Origin of the sequence: Enterobacter cloacae complex sp. P38RS, from assembly GCF_014930775.1 — a bacterium.
Classification (GTDB): Bacteria; Pseudomonadota; Gammaproteobacteria; order Enterobacterales; family Enterobacteriaceae; genus Enterobacter; species Enterobacter bugandensis.
This window is the reverse complement of record NZ_JADBRS010000001.1, coordinates 352616-369426: the sequence shown is the minus strand read 5'-3', so window position 1 is coordinate 369426 and position 16811 is coordinate 352616. Positions and strand designations below refer to the sequence as shown.

Genomic DNA, 16811 nt, shown 5'->3' with positions numbered 1-16811 from the left:
ATCCTAAAGAGAAGTGTATCGCAGCTACTGTCCCTCTGTCACCTGGCAGGTTGCGGATGATCGCGACGATAGAGCGTCCATTCGTCGATCACTTCGCCACCGGGCAGCTTGCACTCGGTGCGGACCCCCTGCGGGCTTTGAATTGGGACCTGTTCCCCGCCCTTTTCAAGGCAGTAAACGGAAGCCGGGTTCGCCATGCCCACGGCGTGCGGCGGTTTCGGGGCGTCGGGTGGGGTTGTTTTTGCGGTGCAGGCAACTAGGGGAAGCGCCAGCGCCAGTAGCAGAAATCTCATCTTGTTGATCCTTTTGACATCATCATTGGCTAAGGGTAACGGCTTGTCGCCGCTTTCTCCATGATTTCTCCATTCTAACTGCACTTTTCAACGCTACAGTCTGGCATGTTCTCACTTTGACCAGAGAACATCATTCCGTAATCAAGATGTCTTTGCCCCGTTCTCAACAACGGGGCTTTTTTTCCCGCCTGCTGCCCGCCTCTGCATATATTAAATTTTATATATTCATGTTTTACTATGCCGGAAGCCTAAAAATTCAGCATAACATGCAGATGCAGACGTCTTCTGCCTGGGAGTCATTCTACGTCATGTCGGATCTTATCCTCGCTCGCGTTTCAGAAACCCTTGCCACCGAGCAATCCCTTGAAAGCCTCGTTCGTCAGTTGCTGGAGATGCTGGAAATCGTCACCGACATGGAGTCGACGTATCTGACGAAGGTGGATATAACAGCCCGGCTGCAGCATATCCTGTATGCCCGCAACAGCAAGCAGATGACTATCCCGGAAGGGTTAAGCGTGCCATGGGATGAAACGCTGTGTAAGCGCGCGCTGGATAGCGACACATTATTCAGTAACGATGTGCCCGAGCGTTGGCCGGAATGCGAAGCGGCTAAAGCGCTCGGCATTACCACTTACATGAGCATCCCAGTGCATCTTGCCGATGGCTCACTTTACGGTACGCTCTGCGCCACCAGTACGGCAAAGAAACCGCTCAGCGAACGCGGTGAACAGATATTAAAACTTTTCGCCGGGTTGATCGGTCAGTACATTCAAAAAGAGTCTCTGGTCACCCAGCTTCGTGAAGCCAATGCGGCCCTCATTGCACACTCCTATACCGATGCTCTGACCGGTCTGCCCAATCGTCGCGCCATTTTTGAGGATTTAACGACCCTGTTTTCTCTGGCACGGCATCTGAAACGTAACGCCATCATTGCCTTTATCGATCTGGATGATTTTAAACTGATTAACGATCGATACGGGCATGAAGCAGGCGACCAGTTCCTGATTGAAGTGGGCAAGCGTTTGACCGCAGAAAAACAGCAGGACGATATCATCGGCCGGCTGGGCGGCGATGAGTTCCTGGTGGCCACTCTGAGCAACGTCGAGAATGAGGAGCAAATTCACCTTCTCAGAACGCGCCTCAGCGCCCGAATTGCGGGGGAATACTGGCTGGGTAGCATCAGCATCATTTATCCTGGCGCCAGCCTCGGCGTTATCGAAGTGGATCCCGGCGTAACCGATCCGGACAGTGCGTTACGTGCCGCGGATATCGCGATGTATCAGGATAAGAAAGGAAAAAGCAAAACAGGCTTTCTCGCGATGGATTAACCCCGTACACTCTACGGCGTTATAAAAACCGAAACAGGTGATGATATGAGAATAGGGATCCTCTTCCCGGTCGTTATTTTTATAACGGCGGTGGTGTTTCTGGCGTGGTTTTTTGTCGGTGGTTACGCTGCTCCGGGGGCATAAATGAGAAAAACCACCCTTATAATGTTGATCGTTGCCGTCGTGGCGTTTGCCGGCACGCAGTTTGGCTGGTGGTAAACCCGTTACGTAAAAAGGCCGCCATATGGCAGCCTTTTTAACGCTTCAGTATTAGCTTTTGATCTTTCTGTAGATAAACAGCACAACCAGCGCGCCGATCACCGCGACAGCGAAACTGCCGAAGTTAAAGCCATCGACTTTACCAAAACCGAACAGCGTACTGATCCAACCGCCGACTACCGCGCCGACAATACCCAGTATTATGGTGACGATAAACCCACCGCCATCTTTGCCCGGCATGATCCACTTCGCCAGAATACCCGCAATAAGCCCAAAGATAATCCAGGATAAAATTCCCATAACTTTCCTCTCTGTATGGTTTTTGTCATTAAATCAACGACACAAAAAGGATAGCACAGGATCTGAGAAAGGAAATTTGTGATAAGCCTCACAGAGAGAGTCTGCGCATTTCTTCATCAACATGCCCTTCCACAATAACTGTGGGGTTGCATCTTTTGTTGAGAAAGATTATCTTTCTCAACACTGAATAGTTGAGCTAAACACTCAGGTATTCAGTACGACATTGCTCACATTGCTTCCAGTATTTCTTGCCCACTCATGAGTGGGCTTTTTTTTGATCAAGCCCCAATGAAAGCGTGCCGGTTGCGCCCGCCGCGTTTTGCCTGATAGAGCGCCTGGTCAGCAGCATTAATAATATTCTGCTGGCTACCCGCGATGTTGACAGCACGCGCACTGGAGACCCCTACGCTTACCGTAACCCGCCCGAAGGGGCTAAACGCGTGTTCAATTTGCTGAGAGAAAACATAGCGAATAATCGTCTGCGCAAGGCGGAGCGCCTCCTGGATATCCGTTTCAGGCAAAATCAGCGCAAACTCCTCCCCGCCATAGCGCGCCACAATCTGGTTGTCGTGGGTGAGACTTTCCCTGAGGCAGTTTCCCAGCAACGCCAGGCATCTGTCCCCTTCCGGATGACCGTAGTTATCGTTGTACTTTTTGAAGTAGTCCACATCCACAAGGAGCAGCGAAACCGGCGCGTCCTTTGCCGCACACGCCGCAATTTCCGAGAGGATTTTTTCATCAAAGATGCGCCTGTTATAAAGCCCTGTCAGCGCATCCTCCGAGGCAATAATCTTTAGCGCTTTGTTATCCCGTGCTTTTCTGGATAAGTCGGAATAGAGGAAACAGGACGCCACGATGAGCGTCGCGGTAAACACCAAAATAAGTGCGGCAAGCTGAATCGCCTGCTTGCGCCACGGTGAAAGGGCTTCATCAATGCTTACCGCTACCGTCGTAACCAGTCCGTAGCGCCTGTTTTTCTCATAGGCATAAATGCGTTCGATTTTATCAAACCTGGAGACAGAGCTGGCTATCCCTGTATTTTGTACCTTGAGGTATTTTCTGAAGAGAGGTGAGTCAGAAAAAATCGTACCGATATAGTTATTTTTAAAGGGATAACGAATCAGTAAAACGCCTGCTTGCGTCGTTAAACCAATAACGCCCGCGTGACCAATATAAATTTGTCCATAAAGCGCCAGAAAATTTTCGATACCCAGCGTCACCACCACAACACCGTTAAATGCACCGGTGTGGGTTTCAAGGCGTCGGCTAAGAGTAATAACCCATTTACCATTGGTTCTGCTTATCACCGGCTCACCGATATAAATCTGCTGACTTTTATTTTCCTTGTGATAGACAAAAAATGCCCTGTCCGCGCCATTATGGGTGCCCGCAAAATTCTTGTGCAATGCAGTGAAGATATCCCCATGCGCATCATAGACAACCACATTATTAATCTGAGTAAGAAGATTATCCTGATTGCTTATCATTCGCTGAATATTGATCGCCTGTTGGGGGGTCATACCATAAATTTCGATTGTGTCGGAAACGGTGGTAATCAACATTTCACTTTGGCGAATGATCCCTTCCGTGTAGACGTTAAGGGTATGGCTCAGGTTGGCAACGCTGGTATTGATTTGCTGGATTGACTGCTGTCGGGACGTGGCAATCTGGACGGCAAGCGACAATGAAACAATCAATGAGACAATGATGACGGTAATGGTTGTTGTGTAAAAAGTATTTTTCACATGCACGAGCTTTTCCACCTTATCACGCCTGGCATCCCTGGCTGACAACTCTTGTCACTGTAACAAAGCTCAGGTTAAGAGGAAAACAAATTGCACTTAAGCATAACGGCTGCCGTTATTATCAGGCTTGTAGCTTGCACTGCCTGTGATAAGATTTGAGAGATGAGGGAGCGGACAGGGTATCTGGAAAATGAAAAAGATCATTGCCGTTACTATCGTTTCAGCGTTTCTGGTCTTCCTGTCTCTTTTTGCGGTTAATGCAGTTATCGGGAGCCAGCAGAAAAGCAAACAGCTTGAGATTTCCCGAACCCTTTTACAGCATTCAGAAAGTCTGACCCAGAGCATGGCGCAGACGCTCAAAAACCTGACCACACAGGGATGCGACAGAGACAGCCTCGATCGCTACCGGCAGGTCAAGCTCGAAAGCCGCTATGTCGCTGACGTCGGTTTTATTGAAAAGGGAAAAATAGTCTGTACCGCTTTTTGGGGTAAACTCGTTAATCCTGTCCCGCTTCCTGAAGAGCTCCATGAAACGCCCAGAGGATTTCTCCTCGCGCAATTTTCGAGAAAAGATTTTTTTACCGGCAATGCGGCCATCTATAATAATCACATTATCTTCACCTCCCGCTATGCTTACGATAAATTCACCCCGGTTACGGAGAGCTATTCTCTGAGCACCACCACCAGGGACTTAAGCAGAACGTTTTTTTCGGCTACGCCTGAATTAAACCAACAGAGCGAACTGAATTCCTCCTTGTTTACCCTGACCCTCACCCGGTGCAGCACCACGTGGGATTTGTGCGTCATTGTGAAGCATCACAACGCGGGACTGGCCTCGTTATCTCCCGTTGTATTTATCGTTCTCGCGGTCATTTTATGTTTTATCTGGATTGCGATAACGCTCTTTTTCTTTCGACTCAACGAGGACCGGTTCTCCCTGGAGCGGACGCTGGTCAAAGCTGTTATCACTAATACTATCGGCGTTCATTACCAGCCCATTGTTCGGATTGAGGATAAAAAAATTGTAGGCGTGGAGGTCTTGTCGAGATGGCGTGACGCAAGATACGGTGACGTCTCCCCGGAACTGTTTATTCCATTAATCAAAAAAATTGGCCTGTATAAAAATTACTATATAAATATTCTCCAAAAATCCCTTTCGGATATCGCGCCACTTATTATTAAATATCATCTGGTTGTTTCGCTCAATGTTGGCCGAACGGAAATTGAAGACGGACAGTTTATCAGCATTTTGCGCCGTAGCTGTTTAGCTAATAATATTCCGCTCTCTCTGATCAAAATCGAGCTTTCTGAAAAAGCCATTTCAACGGGGAATATTCTGGAAGATTTCTGCAAGGATTTAAAAAACCTTGGCGTGAGAATATCCATTGATGACTTCGGGGTGCAAAACTCAAACCTGGCAAGGCTTTCGCTGCTTGAATATGATGAGATCAAAATCGACAAGTCGCTGGTCGATGGCATCAGTGAACATTACAAGCAGAACATTTTTGTCATCTTTAGCGACGCCCTCGCAAAACTGAATAAAACGCTTGTTTTCGAAGGCGTAGAGAGCGAAATACAGTATCGCTTTATTGCTGAAAGATACCCCGAGGCGCTGATTCAGGGATGGTATTTCTCAAAATCCGTCACCCGAAGCGAGCTTGCGAAGCGACTCGCTGGGATCGCGCGGTAGGTTACTCGTTTCCCCACTGATTGAGAAAGTTCGCAATATCATCAATACGTTCGGCACGAACCCCGGCTTCACGCGCCATCTCCTGCTGAGCTTCCTCATCGATCTCCTCATTATTCGACAAACGCGTGAGAAGCAGCTGGAAATAATGCGCCAGCGAGTCCTGCTCTGACTCACTCACGGGCTTTGTGGCTTCCGTCGCGTACTCTTCGACGATGTCATAATACTTCAGTGGGATTTCGTTATTCATAACAGCGTTAATCTCTGAGGGTGAAGCCACAATTATATCCGACGACGTACGGTTAACCAACGCGTTGCGTCAGATAAGCAGGGCAAGCAGGGCTGCAAGAGCAGGTATGGCCTGAACGTACAGTATCTTTCGGCTGGCGGTCGCTGCGCCAAAGAGTCCGGCAATCAACACGCAGGTCAGGAAGAAGATGGCCACAGATATACCCTTCTCACCAAGCCAGAGGCTCCAGAGCAGACCCGCAGCCAGAAAACCATTATACAGCCCCTGATTCGCGGCCAGCACGCGGGTGTCGCGCGCAAAATCGGGACGCAGATTAAAGGCCTTGTGCCCTGTTCTGGTGTTCCACAGGAACATTTCCAGCACAAGAATGTAGATATGGATGAATGCAACGACAGCGATAAGAACAGTAGCGAGCATCGTGTTATTTCCTGCAGGCAGAAGCAAAAAAAACGGGAACCCTCAGGCCCCCGCTCTTGTTTAACCCAGAATCTGGATTACATGTTCGCGATAATCGCGTCGCCAAACTCTGAACATTTCAGCAGCTTAGCGCCTTCCATCAGACGTTCGAAATCGTACGTTACGGTTTTCGCGTTGATCGCGCCTTCCATACCTTTAACGATCAGGTCCGCGGCTTCGAACCATTCCATATGACGCAGCATCATCTCTGCGGAGAGGATGATAGAGCCTGGGTTCACTTTGTCCTGGCCTGCGTATTTTGGTGCAGTACCGTGGGTTGCTTCGAACAGGGCGCACTCGTCGCCGATGTTCGCGCCAGGGGCGATACCGATACCGCCAACCTGTGCCGCCAGGGCGTCAGAAATGTAGTCACCGTTCAGGTTCATACAGGCGATCACGTCGTATTCAGCAGGACGCAGCAGGATCTGCTGCAGGAACGCATCGGCGATCACATCTTTAATGATGATCTCTTTGCCGGTGTTCGGGTTCTTGATCTTCTGCCACGGGCCGCCGTCGATCGGCTCACCGCCGAACTCTTCGGTCGCCAGCTGGTAGCCCCAGTCTTTGAACGCGCCTTCGGTGAACTTCATGATGTTGCCCTTGTGAACCAGGGTCACAGAATCACGGTCGTTGGTGATCGCGTATTCGATGGCCGCACGCACCAGGCGCTTGGTCCCTTCTTCAGAGCACGGCTTAATGCCGATACCGCAGTGCTCAGGGAAGCGAATTTTCTTCACGCCCATCTCTTCGCGCAGGAATTTAATCACTTTTTCTGCATCAGCAGAGTCCGCTTTCCACTCGATACCCGCGTAGATGTCTTCTGAGTTTTCGCGGAAGATAACCATGTCGGTCAGTTCAGGGTGCTTAACCGGGCTTGGGGTGCCCTGATAGTAACGAACCGGACGCAGACACACGTACAGGTCCAGCTCCTGACGCAGCGCCACGTTCAGAGAACGGATGCCGCCGCCGACCGGAGTGGTCAGTGGGCCTTTAATAGCAACGCGGTAGTCGCGGATCAGGTCCAGCGTTTCTGCTGGCAGCCAGACGTCCTGGCCATAAACTTGCGTCGATTTCTCACCGGTGTAAATTTCCATCCAGGAAATTTTACGCTCGCCTTTGTAGGCTTTCTCAACAGCGGCATCAACCACTTTCAGCATTGCCGGGGTAACGTCTACACCGATACCGTCGCCTTCGATGAACGGAATAATCGGATTGTGAGGAACGTTAATCTTGCCGTTTTGCAGGGTGATCTTTTTACCTTCCGCCGGAACAACTACTTTGCTTTCCATTAACCTCTCCTTCGAGCGCTTCTGGTTGTTACTGATCTTATGTTAATAAATTGTAATGAGCCCTTCGATAGTACCTGATTGTCCTGCGCCATGAAAGGTCTTCGTTATTAGGCTATAATGCGGCAATTGATAACGCCTGAAAATACCATGAAGAAAACTTCTTTTACAAAACACCGGGTTGAGCGATTCAGCTCGCGACAAGCCACCAGAAGACCCCAGCAAACCCAGCCGAAGCGGGTGATTTTGTTCAATAAACCCTACGATGTTTTGCCGCAGTTTACCGATGAGGCCGGACGCAGCACGCTCAAGGATTACATCCCCGTTCAGGGCGTCTACGCCGCCGGTCGCCTGGACCGGGACAGCGAAGGACTTTTGGTCCTAACCAACGACGGCGCCCTACAGGCAAAGCTTACACAACCGGGCAAACGCACCGGCAAAATTTACTTTGTGCAGGTTGAAGGCGAGCCGGACGAAGAGACGCTGGCGAAACTGCGCAGCGGGGTGACGCTGAACGACGGTCCCACCCTGCCCGCCGGTATTGAACGCGTGAATGAGCCGGAGTGGCTGTGGCCGCGTAACCCGCCCATTCGCGAGCGCAAATCCATCCCGACAAGCTGGCTCAAAATCACCCTGTATGAAGGCCGCAACCGCCAGGTGAGGCGAATGACCGCGCACGTCGGCTTCCCTACCCTACGTCTGATTCGCTACGCCATGGGCAGCTACACGCTGGATACGCTGGCAAACGGCGAATGGCGCGACGCTGCCCCTTAAGGAGAAACGATGTTTAAACCTCATGTTACGGTCGCCTGCGTGGTGCACGCGCAGGGAAAATTCCTCGTTGTGGAAGAGAGCATCAACGGCAGGGCGCTGTGGAATCAGCCTGCCGGGCATCTTGAAGCCAATGAAACGTTGCTGCAGGCCGCGAAGCGCGAGCTCTGGGAAGAGACCGGCATTCGCGCTGAGCCCCAGCACTTCATTCGCATGCACCAGTGGATTGCGCCCGACAGCACCCCCTTCCTGCGCTTTTTATTCGCCGTTGAGCTTAGCGAAACGTGCGCCACAGAACCGCATGATGACGATATCGATCGCTGCCTGTGGGTCACCGCCGAAGAGATCCTGAACGCGCCAAACCTGCGCTCGCCGCTGGTTGCGGAAAGCATCCGCTGCTGGCAGTCAGGCGCACGCCTGCCGCTGGGTGTCATCGGAGAATTTAACTGGCCGTTTACAGAGGGTGTCAACGGTGGGGGGGCGTGATAGAATACGCCGCCTTGAAGTTCAATGTCGTGAGTATTCCATGTCAGATAACAGCCAGAAAAAAGTGATCGTCGGCATGTCCGGCGGTGTCGATTCCTCCGTTTCCGCCTACCTGTTGCAGCAACAGGGCTATAAGGTGGAGGGCCTGTTCATGAAGAACTGGGAGGAAGACGATGGCGAGGAATACTGCACTGCCGCAGCGGATCTCGCCGACGCGCAGGCCGTATGCGACAAGCTCGGCATTGAACTGCACACCGTTAACTTTGCCGCAGAGTACTGGGACAACGTCTTTGAACTGTTCCTGGAAGAGTACAAAGCGGGCCGTACCCCGAACCCGGATATTCTGTGCAACAAAGAGATCAAATTTAAAGCCTTCCTGGAATTCGCCGCGGAAGATCTGGGCGCTGACTACATTGCGACCGGTCACTACGTGCGTCGTGCGGACGTGAATGGCAAAAGCCAGCTGCTGCGCGGCCTCGACGGCAATAAAGATCAGAGCTACTTCCTTTATACGCTGAGCCACGAACAGATTGCGCAAAGCCTGTTCCCGGTCGGCGAACTGGAAAAGCCGGAAGTGCGTAAAATTGCCGAAGAGCTGGACCTGATCACCGCGAAGAAAAAAGACTCCACCGGTATCTGCTTTATCGGCGAGCGCAAATTCCGTGATTTCCTGGGCCGCTACCTGCCTGCACAGCCAGGTAAAATTGTCACCGTTGATGGCGACGAGATTGGTCAGCATCAGGGGCTGATGTACCACACCTTAGGCCAGCGTAAAGGCCTGGGTATTGGTGGGACGAAAGAAGGCAGCGAAGATCCGTGGTACGTGGTCGACAAAGACGTCGAAAACAATATTCTGGTGGTGGCTCAGGGTCACGACCACCCGCGTCTGATGTCCGTTGGCCTTATCGCACAGCAGTTGCACTGGGTCGATCGCGAGCCCCTGAAAGGCACGCTGCGCTGCACGGTGAAAACGCGCTACCGCCAGACCGATATTCCTTGCACCATCACCGCGCTTGATGACGACCGTATTGACGTCCGTTTCGACGAGCCGGTCGCCGCCGTTACCCCGGGCCAGTCTGCTGTCTTCTACAGCGGCGAAATCTGCCTGGGCGGCGGGATCATTGAACAGCGCCTGCCGCTGCCCGCTGTTTAACCGATTGCACACATAAAGGAGACCGTGTGGCGAAGAATTATTATGACATCACCCTGGCGCTGGCAGGAATTTGCCAGTCTGCTCGTCTGGTGCAACAGCTGGCGCATCAGGGTCACTGTGACGCTGATGCCCTGCACGTTTCGCTCAACAGCGTTATCGACCTCAACCCCGGTTCAACCCTGGGCGTGTTCGGCGGCAGTGAAACCAATCTTCGTCTCGGTCTTGAAACCCTGCTTGGCGTGCTTAACGCCAGCAGCCGTCAGGGGTTAAACGCGGAACTGACCCGCTACACCTTAAGCCTGATGGTGCTTGAGCGTAAGCTGAGCGCGGCAAAAGGCGCGCTCAATACCCTGGGCGATCGCATCGCCGGGCTACAGCGTCAGCTCGACCATTTTGACCTGCAGTCTGAAACGCTGCTGAGCGCCATGGCGGGCATTTACGTTGACGTCATCAGCCCGCTGGGCCCGCGCATTCAGGTCACCGGATCCCCTGCCGTACTGCAAAGCCCGCAGGTGCAGGCGAAGGTTCGCGCTTCCCTGCTGGCTGGGATCCGCGCCGCCGTGCTGTGGCATCAGGTTGGCGGTGGCCGCCTGCAGTTAATGTTTTCTCGTAATCGCCTGACTACTCAGGCAAAACAAATTCTTGCTCATTGTTAACCTCCCGGAGTTGCGAATTATGGAATTATCCTCACTGACCGCCGTATCCCCTGTCGATGGACGCTACGGCGATAAAGTCAGCGCGCTGCGCGGGATCTTCAGCGAATATGGTTTGCTGAAGTTCCGTGTTCAGGTTGAAGTACGCTGGCTGCAGAAGCTGGCCGCCCAGGCAGCAATCAAGGAAGTTCCTGCTTTTGACGAAAAGGCAAACGATTACCTTGATAAAATCGTTGCTGAGTTTAGCGAAGAAGATGCCGCGCGCATTAAGACCATTGAACGCACCACCAACCACGACGTGAAAGCGGTTGAGTACTTCCTGAAAGAGAAAGTGGAAAGCGTCCCGGCCCTGCATGCGGTATCCGAGTTCATTCACTTCGCCTGTACGTCCGAAGATATCAACAACCTGTCTCACGCGCTGATGCTCTCCACCGCGCGTAAAGAAGTGGTGCTGCCTTACTGGCGTAAAATCATCGACGCGGTGAAAGCGCTGTCCGTGGAATACCGCGACATTCCGTTGCTTTCCCGTACTCACGGCCAGCCAGCCACCCCATCCACGATGGGTAAAGAGATGGCGAACGTGGCGTACCGTATGGAGCGCCAGTATCGTCAGCTGGAGCAGGTTGAAATTCTGGGTAAAATCAACGGCGCGGTCGGTAACTACAATGCCCACATTGCCGCGTACCCGGAAGTGGACTGGCATCAGTTCAGCGAAGAGTTCGTGACCTCTCTGGGGATCCAGTGGAACCCGTACACCACCCAGATTGAGCCGCACGACTACATTGCAGAGCTGTTTGACTGCATCGCGCGCTTCAACACCATCCTGATCGACTTCGATCGCGACGTGTGGGGCTACATCGCGCTGAACCACTTCAAGCAGAAGACCATCGCCGGGGAAATTGGCTCCTCCACCATGCCGCACAAAGTGAACCCAATCGACTTCGAAAACTCCGAAGGCAACCTGGGCCTGGCGAATGCCGTGCTGCAGCATATGGCGAGCAAGCTGCCGGTATCCCGCTGGCAGCGTGACCTGACCGACTCCACCGTGCTGCGTAACCTGGGCGTGGGCATTGGCTACGCGCTGATCGCGTATCAGTCCACCCTGAAGGGCGTGAGCAAGCTCGAAGTGAACCGTGACCGTCTTCTGGACGAGCTGGATCACAACTGGGAAGTATTGGCAGAGCCGATTCAGACCGTGATGCGCCGCTACGGTATCGAAAAACCGTACGAGAAGCTGAAAGAGCTGACACGCGGTAAACGCGTCGATGCCGAAGGCATGAAACAGTTTATCGACGGTCTGGCACTGCCGGAAGAAGAGAAAACCCGCCTGAAGGCCATGACTCCGGCGAATTACATTGGCCGCGCCATCACCATGGTTGATGAGCTGAAGTAATGTTCCTTCCCCCCTTTCCGCCCGGAAAGGGGGTTGCTTTTCCCCGGTTTACTGAATGTTTATCCCCACAGCAACATAATCAGCGTTAAACTATTCATACTATTTATTCTGGGAGAAAAGATGATGCGCGTACTGGTTGTTGAGGATAACGCATTGCTACGCCACCACCTGAAGGTTCAGCTTCAGGAGATGGGACATCAGGTGGATGATGCTGAAGATGCAAAAGAAGCCGATTATTATCTCAATGAACACCTGCCGGACATCGCCATTGTCGATTTAGGCCTGCCTGATGAAGACGGCCTGTCGTTAATTCGTCGCTGGCGCAGCCATGACGTTTCCCTGCCGGTTCTGGTTCTCACCGCCCGCGAAGGCTGGCAGGACAAAGTTGAAGTGCTCAGCGCCGGTGCGGATGATTACGTCACCAAACCGTTTCACATTGAAGAAGTGGCGGCGCGCATGCAGGCGCTGTTACGCCGCAACAGCGGGCTGGCTTCACAGGTTATCTCCATTCCGCCTTTCCAGGTGGATCTCTCCCGTCGCGAGCTCTCGATTAACGATGAAGTGATCAAGCTCACCGCGTTCGAATACACCATTATGGAAACGCTGATCCGTAACAGCGGAAAAGTAGTGAGCAAAGACTCCTTAATGCTCCAGCTCTACCCTGACGCTGAGCTGCGCGAGAGTCACACCATAGACGTGCTGATGGGCCGTTTGCGTAAGAAAATTCAGGCGCAGTATCCGCAGGACGTGATTACGACCGTCCGCGGCCAGGGCTACCTGTTCGAATTACGCTAAATGAGACGGATTTTGCGCCACATTCTGCCCCTCTCGCTGCGGGTTCGTTTTTTACTGGCAACGGCCGCGGTGGTGCTGGTGCTGTCGCTCTCCTACGGTCTGGTCGCCCTGGTGGGCTACAGCGTCAGCTTCGATAAAACGACCTTCCGACTGTTACGCGGCGAAAGTAATCTGTTTTATACCCTGGCCACATGGGAAGACAACCACATCACCGTTGAAATGCCAGAGAACCTGGATCAACAGAGTCCTACTTTAGCCCTGATTTACAATGAAAAGGGAAAGTTGCTTTGGGCGCAACGCGATATTCCGTGGCTGGCGAAAAGCATTCGTCCGGAGTGGCTCAAAACCAACGGGTTTCATGAGATAGAAGCCGATCTCAATACCACCAGCACGCTGATTCGCGAAGATCGCTCGATGCAGCAAAAGCTCAATGAAATCCGGGCTGACGATGCCGAGACGGAAATGACGCACTCGGTGGCGATCAATATCTACCCGGCGACCATGAACATGCCGCAGTTAACCATTGTGGTGATCGACACCATTCCGGTTGAGCTAAAACGTTCCTATAAGGTCTGGGGCTGGTTCGTTTATGTTCTGGCCGCAAACCTGCTGCTGGTGATCCCGCTGCTTTGGGTGGCGGCGTGGTGGAGCTTGCGCCCTATTGAGTCCCTGGCGCGAGAGGTGCGCGAGCTTGAGGAACATCATCGTGAAAAGCTCAATCCGGAAACCACCCGTGAGCTGACCAGTCTGGTGCGTAACCTCAATCGCCTGCTGAAAAGCGAGCGTGAACGCTATGATAAGTACCGTACGACCCTGACCGACCTCACCCACAGCCTGAAAACGCCGCTGGCCGTAATGCAAAGCACCCTGCGTTCCATGCGCAGCTCAAGGCTGAGCGTCGACGATGCCGAGCCGGTGATGCTGGAACAAATCAGCCGAATCTCGCAGCAAATTGGCTACTATCTGCACCGCGCCAGCATGCGTTCCGGCAGCGCGCTCCTGAGCCGCGAGCTGCACCCGGTGGCCCCGCTGCTGGATAATCTCACGTCCGCCCTTAACAAGGTGTATCAGCGTAAAGGGGTCAACATCAGCCTCGACATTTCGCCTGAAATTAGCTTTGTTGGCGAAAAAAATGACTTTATGGAAGTGATGGGCAACCTGCTGGATAACGCCTGTAAATACTGCCTGGAGTTTGTTGAAGTATCGGCGCGCCAGACGGATAACGAGTTACACATTATCGTTGAGGATGATGGCCCCGGGATCCCGCTTAATAAACGTGATGTGGTGTTCGATCGCGGTCAGCGAGCGGATACGCTGCGCCCCGGTCAGGGCGTGGGTTTAGCCGTCGCCCGCGAGATTGTCGACCAGTATGACGGAAAAATCGAAACCAGCGAAAGCTTGCTCGGCGGGGCCAGAATGGAAGTGATTTTTGGTCGTCAGCAGCCCACATCGGACGATAGTTAACCCGTTATGTGAAAAATGCGAGGATCTCGCAGCCGGGGGGCTGAGCTTCCGTTATAATCCGAGTCAGTAAGAGCCTGCGGATAAAAAAATATGGATTATCACTTAACACTTAACTGGCCCGAGTTTATTGAACGTTACTGGCAAAAGCGCCCGGTGGTTCTGAAACGCGGGTTCAGCAACTTTGTCGACCCTATCTCACCTGACGAGCTGGCCGGTCTGGCCATGGAAAACGAAGTCGACAGCCGTCTGGTCAGCCACCAGGACGGGAAATGGCAGGTCAGCCACGGTCCTTTCGAAAGCTACGATCATCTCGGCGAAAGCAACTGGTCGCTGCTGGTGCAGGCGGTTAACCACTGGCACGAGCCGACTGCCGCGCTAATGCGCCCGTTCCGCGCCCTGCCAGACTGGCGAATGGACGATCTGATGATCTCCTTCTCCGTACCTGGCGGCGGCGTGGGTCCGCATCTGGACCAGTACGACGTGTTTATCATTCAGGGCACGGGCCGCCGCCGCTGGCGCGTGGGCGAAAAAGTGCCGATGAAGCAGCACTGCCCGCACCCGGATCTGCTTCAGGTGGATCCGTTCGAAGGCATTATCGACGAAGAGCTGGAGCCAGGCGATATTCTCTACATTCCACCAGGATTCCCTCACGAAGGTTACTCCCTGGAGAACTCGCTGAACTACTCTGTCGGGTTCCGTGCGCCAAGCGGCCGCGAAATGATCAGCGGCTTTGCAGACTATGTCCTGCAGCGCGAGCTGGGAAGCTATCGCTACAGCGATCCGGATGTGCCTGCGCGCGAGCATCCGGCAGACATCGTGCCAGAAGAGCTGGATAAGCTGCGCGGCATGATGCTGGATCTGATCAACGAGCCGGAACATTTCAGGCAGTGGTTTGGCGAATTTATTAGCCAGTCACGTCACGAGCTGGACGTTGCACCGCCGGAGCCGCCGTATCAGGCAGATGAGATCTATGATGCGCTGCAGCAGGGTGACAAGCTGGTTCGTCTGGGCGGATTACGCGTGCTGCGCATTGGTGAAGAGGTCTTCGTCAACGGTGAGAAGCTCGACTCCCCGCACCGCCCGGCGCTGGAAGCCATTGCCAGCCATATGGTACTGACTGCAGAAACCTTTGGCGACGCGCTGGAAGACCCATCCTTCCTCGCGATGCTGGCCGCGCTGGTCAACAGCGGGTACTGGTTCTTTGAGGACTGAGTTGTGATAATGCCCGGTGGCGCTGCGCCACCGGGCATTTTTTTAGCGTTTAGCGGTTAACTCGGCTATGCGCACAATTACCTTCACCGCCTTTTCCATCCCTTCCAGCGTCACAAACTCATGCTTGCCGTGGTAGTTATAGCCCCCGGTAAACAGGTTCGGGCACGGTAGCCCCATAAACGATAGCTGCGAGCCGTCAGTTCCGCCGCGAATCGGTTTTAAGACCGGTTCAATATCGCAGTCTCGCATCGCCTGCTGGGCGATATCCAGAATGTGCGGATGGGCCATCACCTTGTCGCGCATATTGTAATAGCTGTCTTCAATGATCAGCTCAATATAGCAGTCAGGATGCAATCCCTTCCCAACCTTCTTGGCAATCTCCATCATTTTGCGCTTGCGCGCCTCAAAAGCTTTACGGTCGAAATCGCGGATGATGTAGTGCATCTGCGCGCTGTCCACGGTGCCTTTGATGCTGGTGAGGTGATAAAAGCCCTCGTACCCCTCTGTCTGTTCAGGGCTCTCTTCCGTCGGGACTTCCGCATGAATACGCGACGCCAGCGACAGCGCGTTCACCATCACCCCTTTGGCAGACCCTGGGTGAACGTTGTTTCCGACAATTTTTATGGTCACCGACGCCGCGTTGAAGTTTTCATACTCCAGCTCGCCCACGCCACCGCCGTCGACGGTATACGCCCACTGCGCGTTAAAAGCGTCCACGTCGAAGTGCTTCGCGCCCTTACCCACCTCTTCATCTGGGGTAAAAGCAACGCGGATGTCCCCGTGCGGGATGTTTTTACCTTTCAGCACCGCCAGCGCCGTCATGATTTCCGCGATGCCCGCCTTGTCATCCGCCCCCAGCAGCGTTTTGCCGTCGGTGGTGATCAGCGTCTGGCCGAGCAACTGGTGCAGCACCGGGAACATCACCGGAGAGAGCACTTCGTCGCCAATCCCCAGCGCGATATCACCGCCGCGGTAGTTTTCCACGATCTGCGGGTTCACGTGTTTGCCGCTAAAATCAGGTGAGGTATCGACATGAGAAATAAAGCCAATCGCCGGAATATCACCCGGCACATTCGCCGGCAGCGTTCCCATCACAGTGCCTTTTTCGCTTAACGTGACGTTGACCAGCCCCATGGCCTCAAGCTGCTCTTTAAGCAGGTTTAACAACTTCCACTGGCCTTCGGTGCTTGGCACCTGGCGGACACCCGGCTTAGATTGGGTATCCAGCGAAACATACTGTAAAAAACGCTCAAGTAATTTATCCATGCAGTCACCCTCACTTTTTGTGACAACATTATCAGTAAGCATCAAAACGCAAAT

The 16811-nt window shown here is 53.2% G+C and carries 18 protein-coding genes; 11 read left to right on the top strand and 7 right to left on the bottom strand.

Going from position 1 to position 16811, the window contains the following annotated elements; all coding sequences use genetic code 11:
- Positions 1–38: 38 nt before the first annotated feature.
- Positions 39–293, bottom strand: coding sequence for a DUF333 domain-containing protein (locus tag IM303_RS01775; RefSeq protein WP_045261615.1), 255 nt, complete (start codon positions 291–293; stop codon positions 39–41).
- A 308-nt stretch (positions 294–601) separates the two neighbouring features.
- Between IM303_RS01775 and IM303_RS01770 the strand changes: the two genes are divergently transcribed.
- Together IM303_RS01770 and IM303_RS01765 are read left to right on the top strand one after the other, a co-directional pair.
- Positions 602–1621: a sensor domain-containing diguanylate cyclase gene (locus tag IM303_RS01770; protein ID WP_063437681.1), complete on the top strand. Its 1020-nt coding sequence runs from the start codon at positions 602–604 to the stop codon at positions 1619–1621.
- Between the two features lie 45 nt (positions 1622–1666).
- A complete protein-coding gene (locus tag IM303_RS01765; RefSeq protein ID WP_014883431.1) occupies positions 1667–1765 on the top strand; it encodes a YoaK family small membrane protein in 99 nt (32 codons plus the stop codon).
- Between the two features lie 126 nt (positions 1766–1891).
- Here IM303_RS01765 and IM303_RS01760 read toward each other — a convergent pair whose 3' ends face one another.
- Positions 1892–2140: a GlsB/YeaQ/YmgE family stress response membrane protein gene (locus IM303_RS01760; RefSeq protein ID WP_028012758.1), complete on the bottom strand. Its 249-nt coding sequence runs from the start codon at positions 2138–2140 to the stop codon at positions 1892–1894.
- Between the two features lie 278 nt (positions 2141–2418).
- Complete coding sequence (locus IM303_RS01755; RefSeq protein WP_370552686.1) at positions 2419–3903, bottom strand: diguanylate cyclase; 1485 nt, start codon at positions 3901–3903, stop codon at positions 2419–2421.
- 172 nt (positions 3904–4075) lie between these two features.
- On the opposite strand from IM303_RS01755, the gene IM303_RS01750 reads away from it, so the two are divergent.
- The gene (locus IM303_RS01750; RefSeq protein WP_028012756.1) at positions 4076–5575 is read left to right on the top strand and encodes an EAL domain-containing protein; all 1500 of its coding nucleotides are present in this window, start codon (positions 4076–4078) and stop codon (positions 5573–5575) included.
- A gap of 1 nt (position 5576) precedes the next feature.
- Here the strand turns inward: IM303_RS01750 and IM303_RS01745 are convergent, their stop codons facing one another.
- From IM303_RS01745 to icd, 3 genes are all read right to left on the bottom strand, one after another.
- The gene (locus IM303_RS01745) at positions 5577–5822 is read right to left on the bottom strand and encodes a DUF2543 family protein (protein ID WP_028012755.1); all 246 of its coding nucleotides are present in this window, start codon (positions 5820–5822) and stop codon (positions 5577–5579) included.
- A gap of 69 nt (positions 5823–5891) precedes the next feature.
- Positions 5892–6239: a DUF1304 domain-containing protein gene (locus IM303_RS01740; RefSeq protein WP_028012754.1), complete on the bottom strand. Its 348-nt coding sequence runs from the start codon at positions 6237–6239 to the stop codon at positions 5892–5894.
- 77 nt (positions 6240–6316) lie between these two features.
- Positions 6317–7567 (bottom strand): NADP-dependent isocitrate dehydrogenase, encoded by a 1251-nt coding sequence (gene icd / locus IM303_RS01735; protein ID WP_193359526.1) that lies wholly within the window; start codon positions 7565–7567, stop codon positions 6317–6319.
- Positions 7568–7684: 117 nt separating this feature from the next.
- Here icd and rluE point away from each other — a divergent pair, with 117 nt between their 5' ends.
- From rluE to IM303_RS01695, 8 genes are all read left to right on the top strand, one after another.
- Positions 7685–8338: a 23S rRNA pseudouridine(2457) synthase RluE gene (gene rluE / locus IM303_RS01730; RefSeq protein ID WP_028012753.1), complete on the top strand. Its 654-nt coding sequence runs from the start codon at positions 7685–7687 to the stop codon at positions 8336–8338.
- Positions 8339–8347: 9 nt separating this feature from the next.
- The gene (locus tag IM303_RS01725; RefSeq protein WP_028012752.1) at positions 8348–8821 is read left to right on the top strand and encodes an NUDIX hydrolase; all 474 of its coding nucleotides are present in this window, start codon (positions 8348–8350) and stop codon (positions 8819–8821) included.
- Positions 8822–8861: 40 nt separating this feature from the next.
- Entirely contained in the window at positions 8862–9974 is a 1113-nt protein-coding gene (gene mnmA / locus IM303_RS01720; RefSeq protein ID WP_028012751.1) for a tRNA 2-thiouridine(34) synthase MnmA, read from the top strand.
- Positions 9975–10000: 26 nt separating this feature from the next.
- Entirely contained in the window at positions 10001–10630 is a 630-nt protein-coding gene (gene hflD, locus IM303_RS01715) for a high frequency lysogenization protein HflD (protein ID WP_013097081.1), read from the top strand.
- A gap of 19 nt (positions 10631–10649) precedes the next feature.
- The gene (gene purB / locus IM303_RS01710) at positions 10650–12020 is read left to right on the top strand and encodes an adenylosuccinate lyase (RefSeq protein WP_014883421.1); all 1371 of its coding nucleotides are present in this window, start codon (positions 10650–10652) and stop codon (positions 12018–12020) included.
- Between the two features lie 123 nt (positions 12021–12143).
- Positions 12144–12815, top strand: coding sequence for a two-component system response regulator PhoP (gene phoP, locus IM303_RS01705; protein ID WP_025911763.1), 672 nt, complete (start codon positions 12144–12146; stop codon positions 12813–12815).
- Complete coding sequence (gene phoQ / locus IM303_RS01700) at positions 12816–14279, top strand: two-component system sensor histidine kinase PhoQ (protein WP_045630113.1); 1464 nt, start codon at positions 12816–12818, stop codon at positions 14277–14279.
- A gap of 90 nt (positions 14280–14369) precedes the next feature.
- Positions 14370–15491 carry a cupin domain-containing protein gene (locus IM303_RS01695; RefSeq protein ID WP_047364295.1) on the top strand — a complete coding sequence of 374 codons (1122 nt, stop codon included), beginning with the start codon at positions 14370–14372 and terminating at the stop codon, positions 15489–15491.
- Positions 15492–15533: 42 nt separating this feature from the next.
- Here IM303_RS01695 and pepT read toward each other — a convergent pair whose 3' ends face one another.
- Positions 15534–16757, bottom strand: a complete 1224-nt coding sequence (gene pepT, locus IM303_RS01690) for a peptidase T (RefSeq protein ID WP_192985962.1) — start codon at positions 16755–16757, stop codon at positions 15534–15536.
- Positions 16758–16811: the final 54 nt, after the last annotated feature.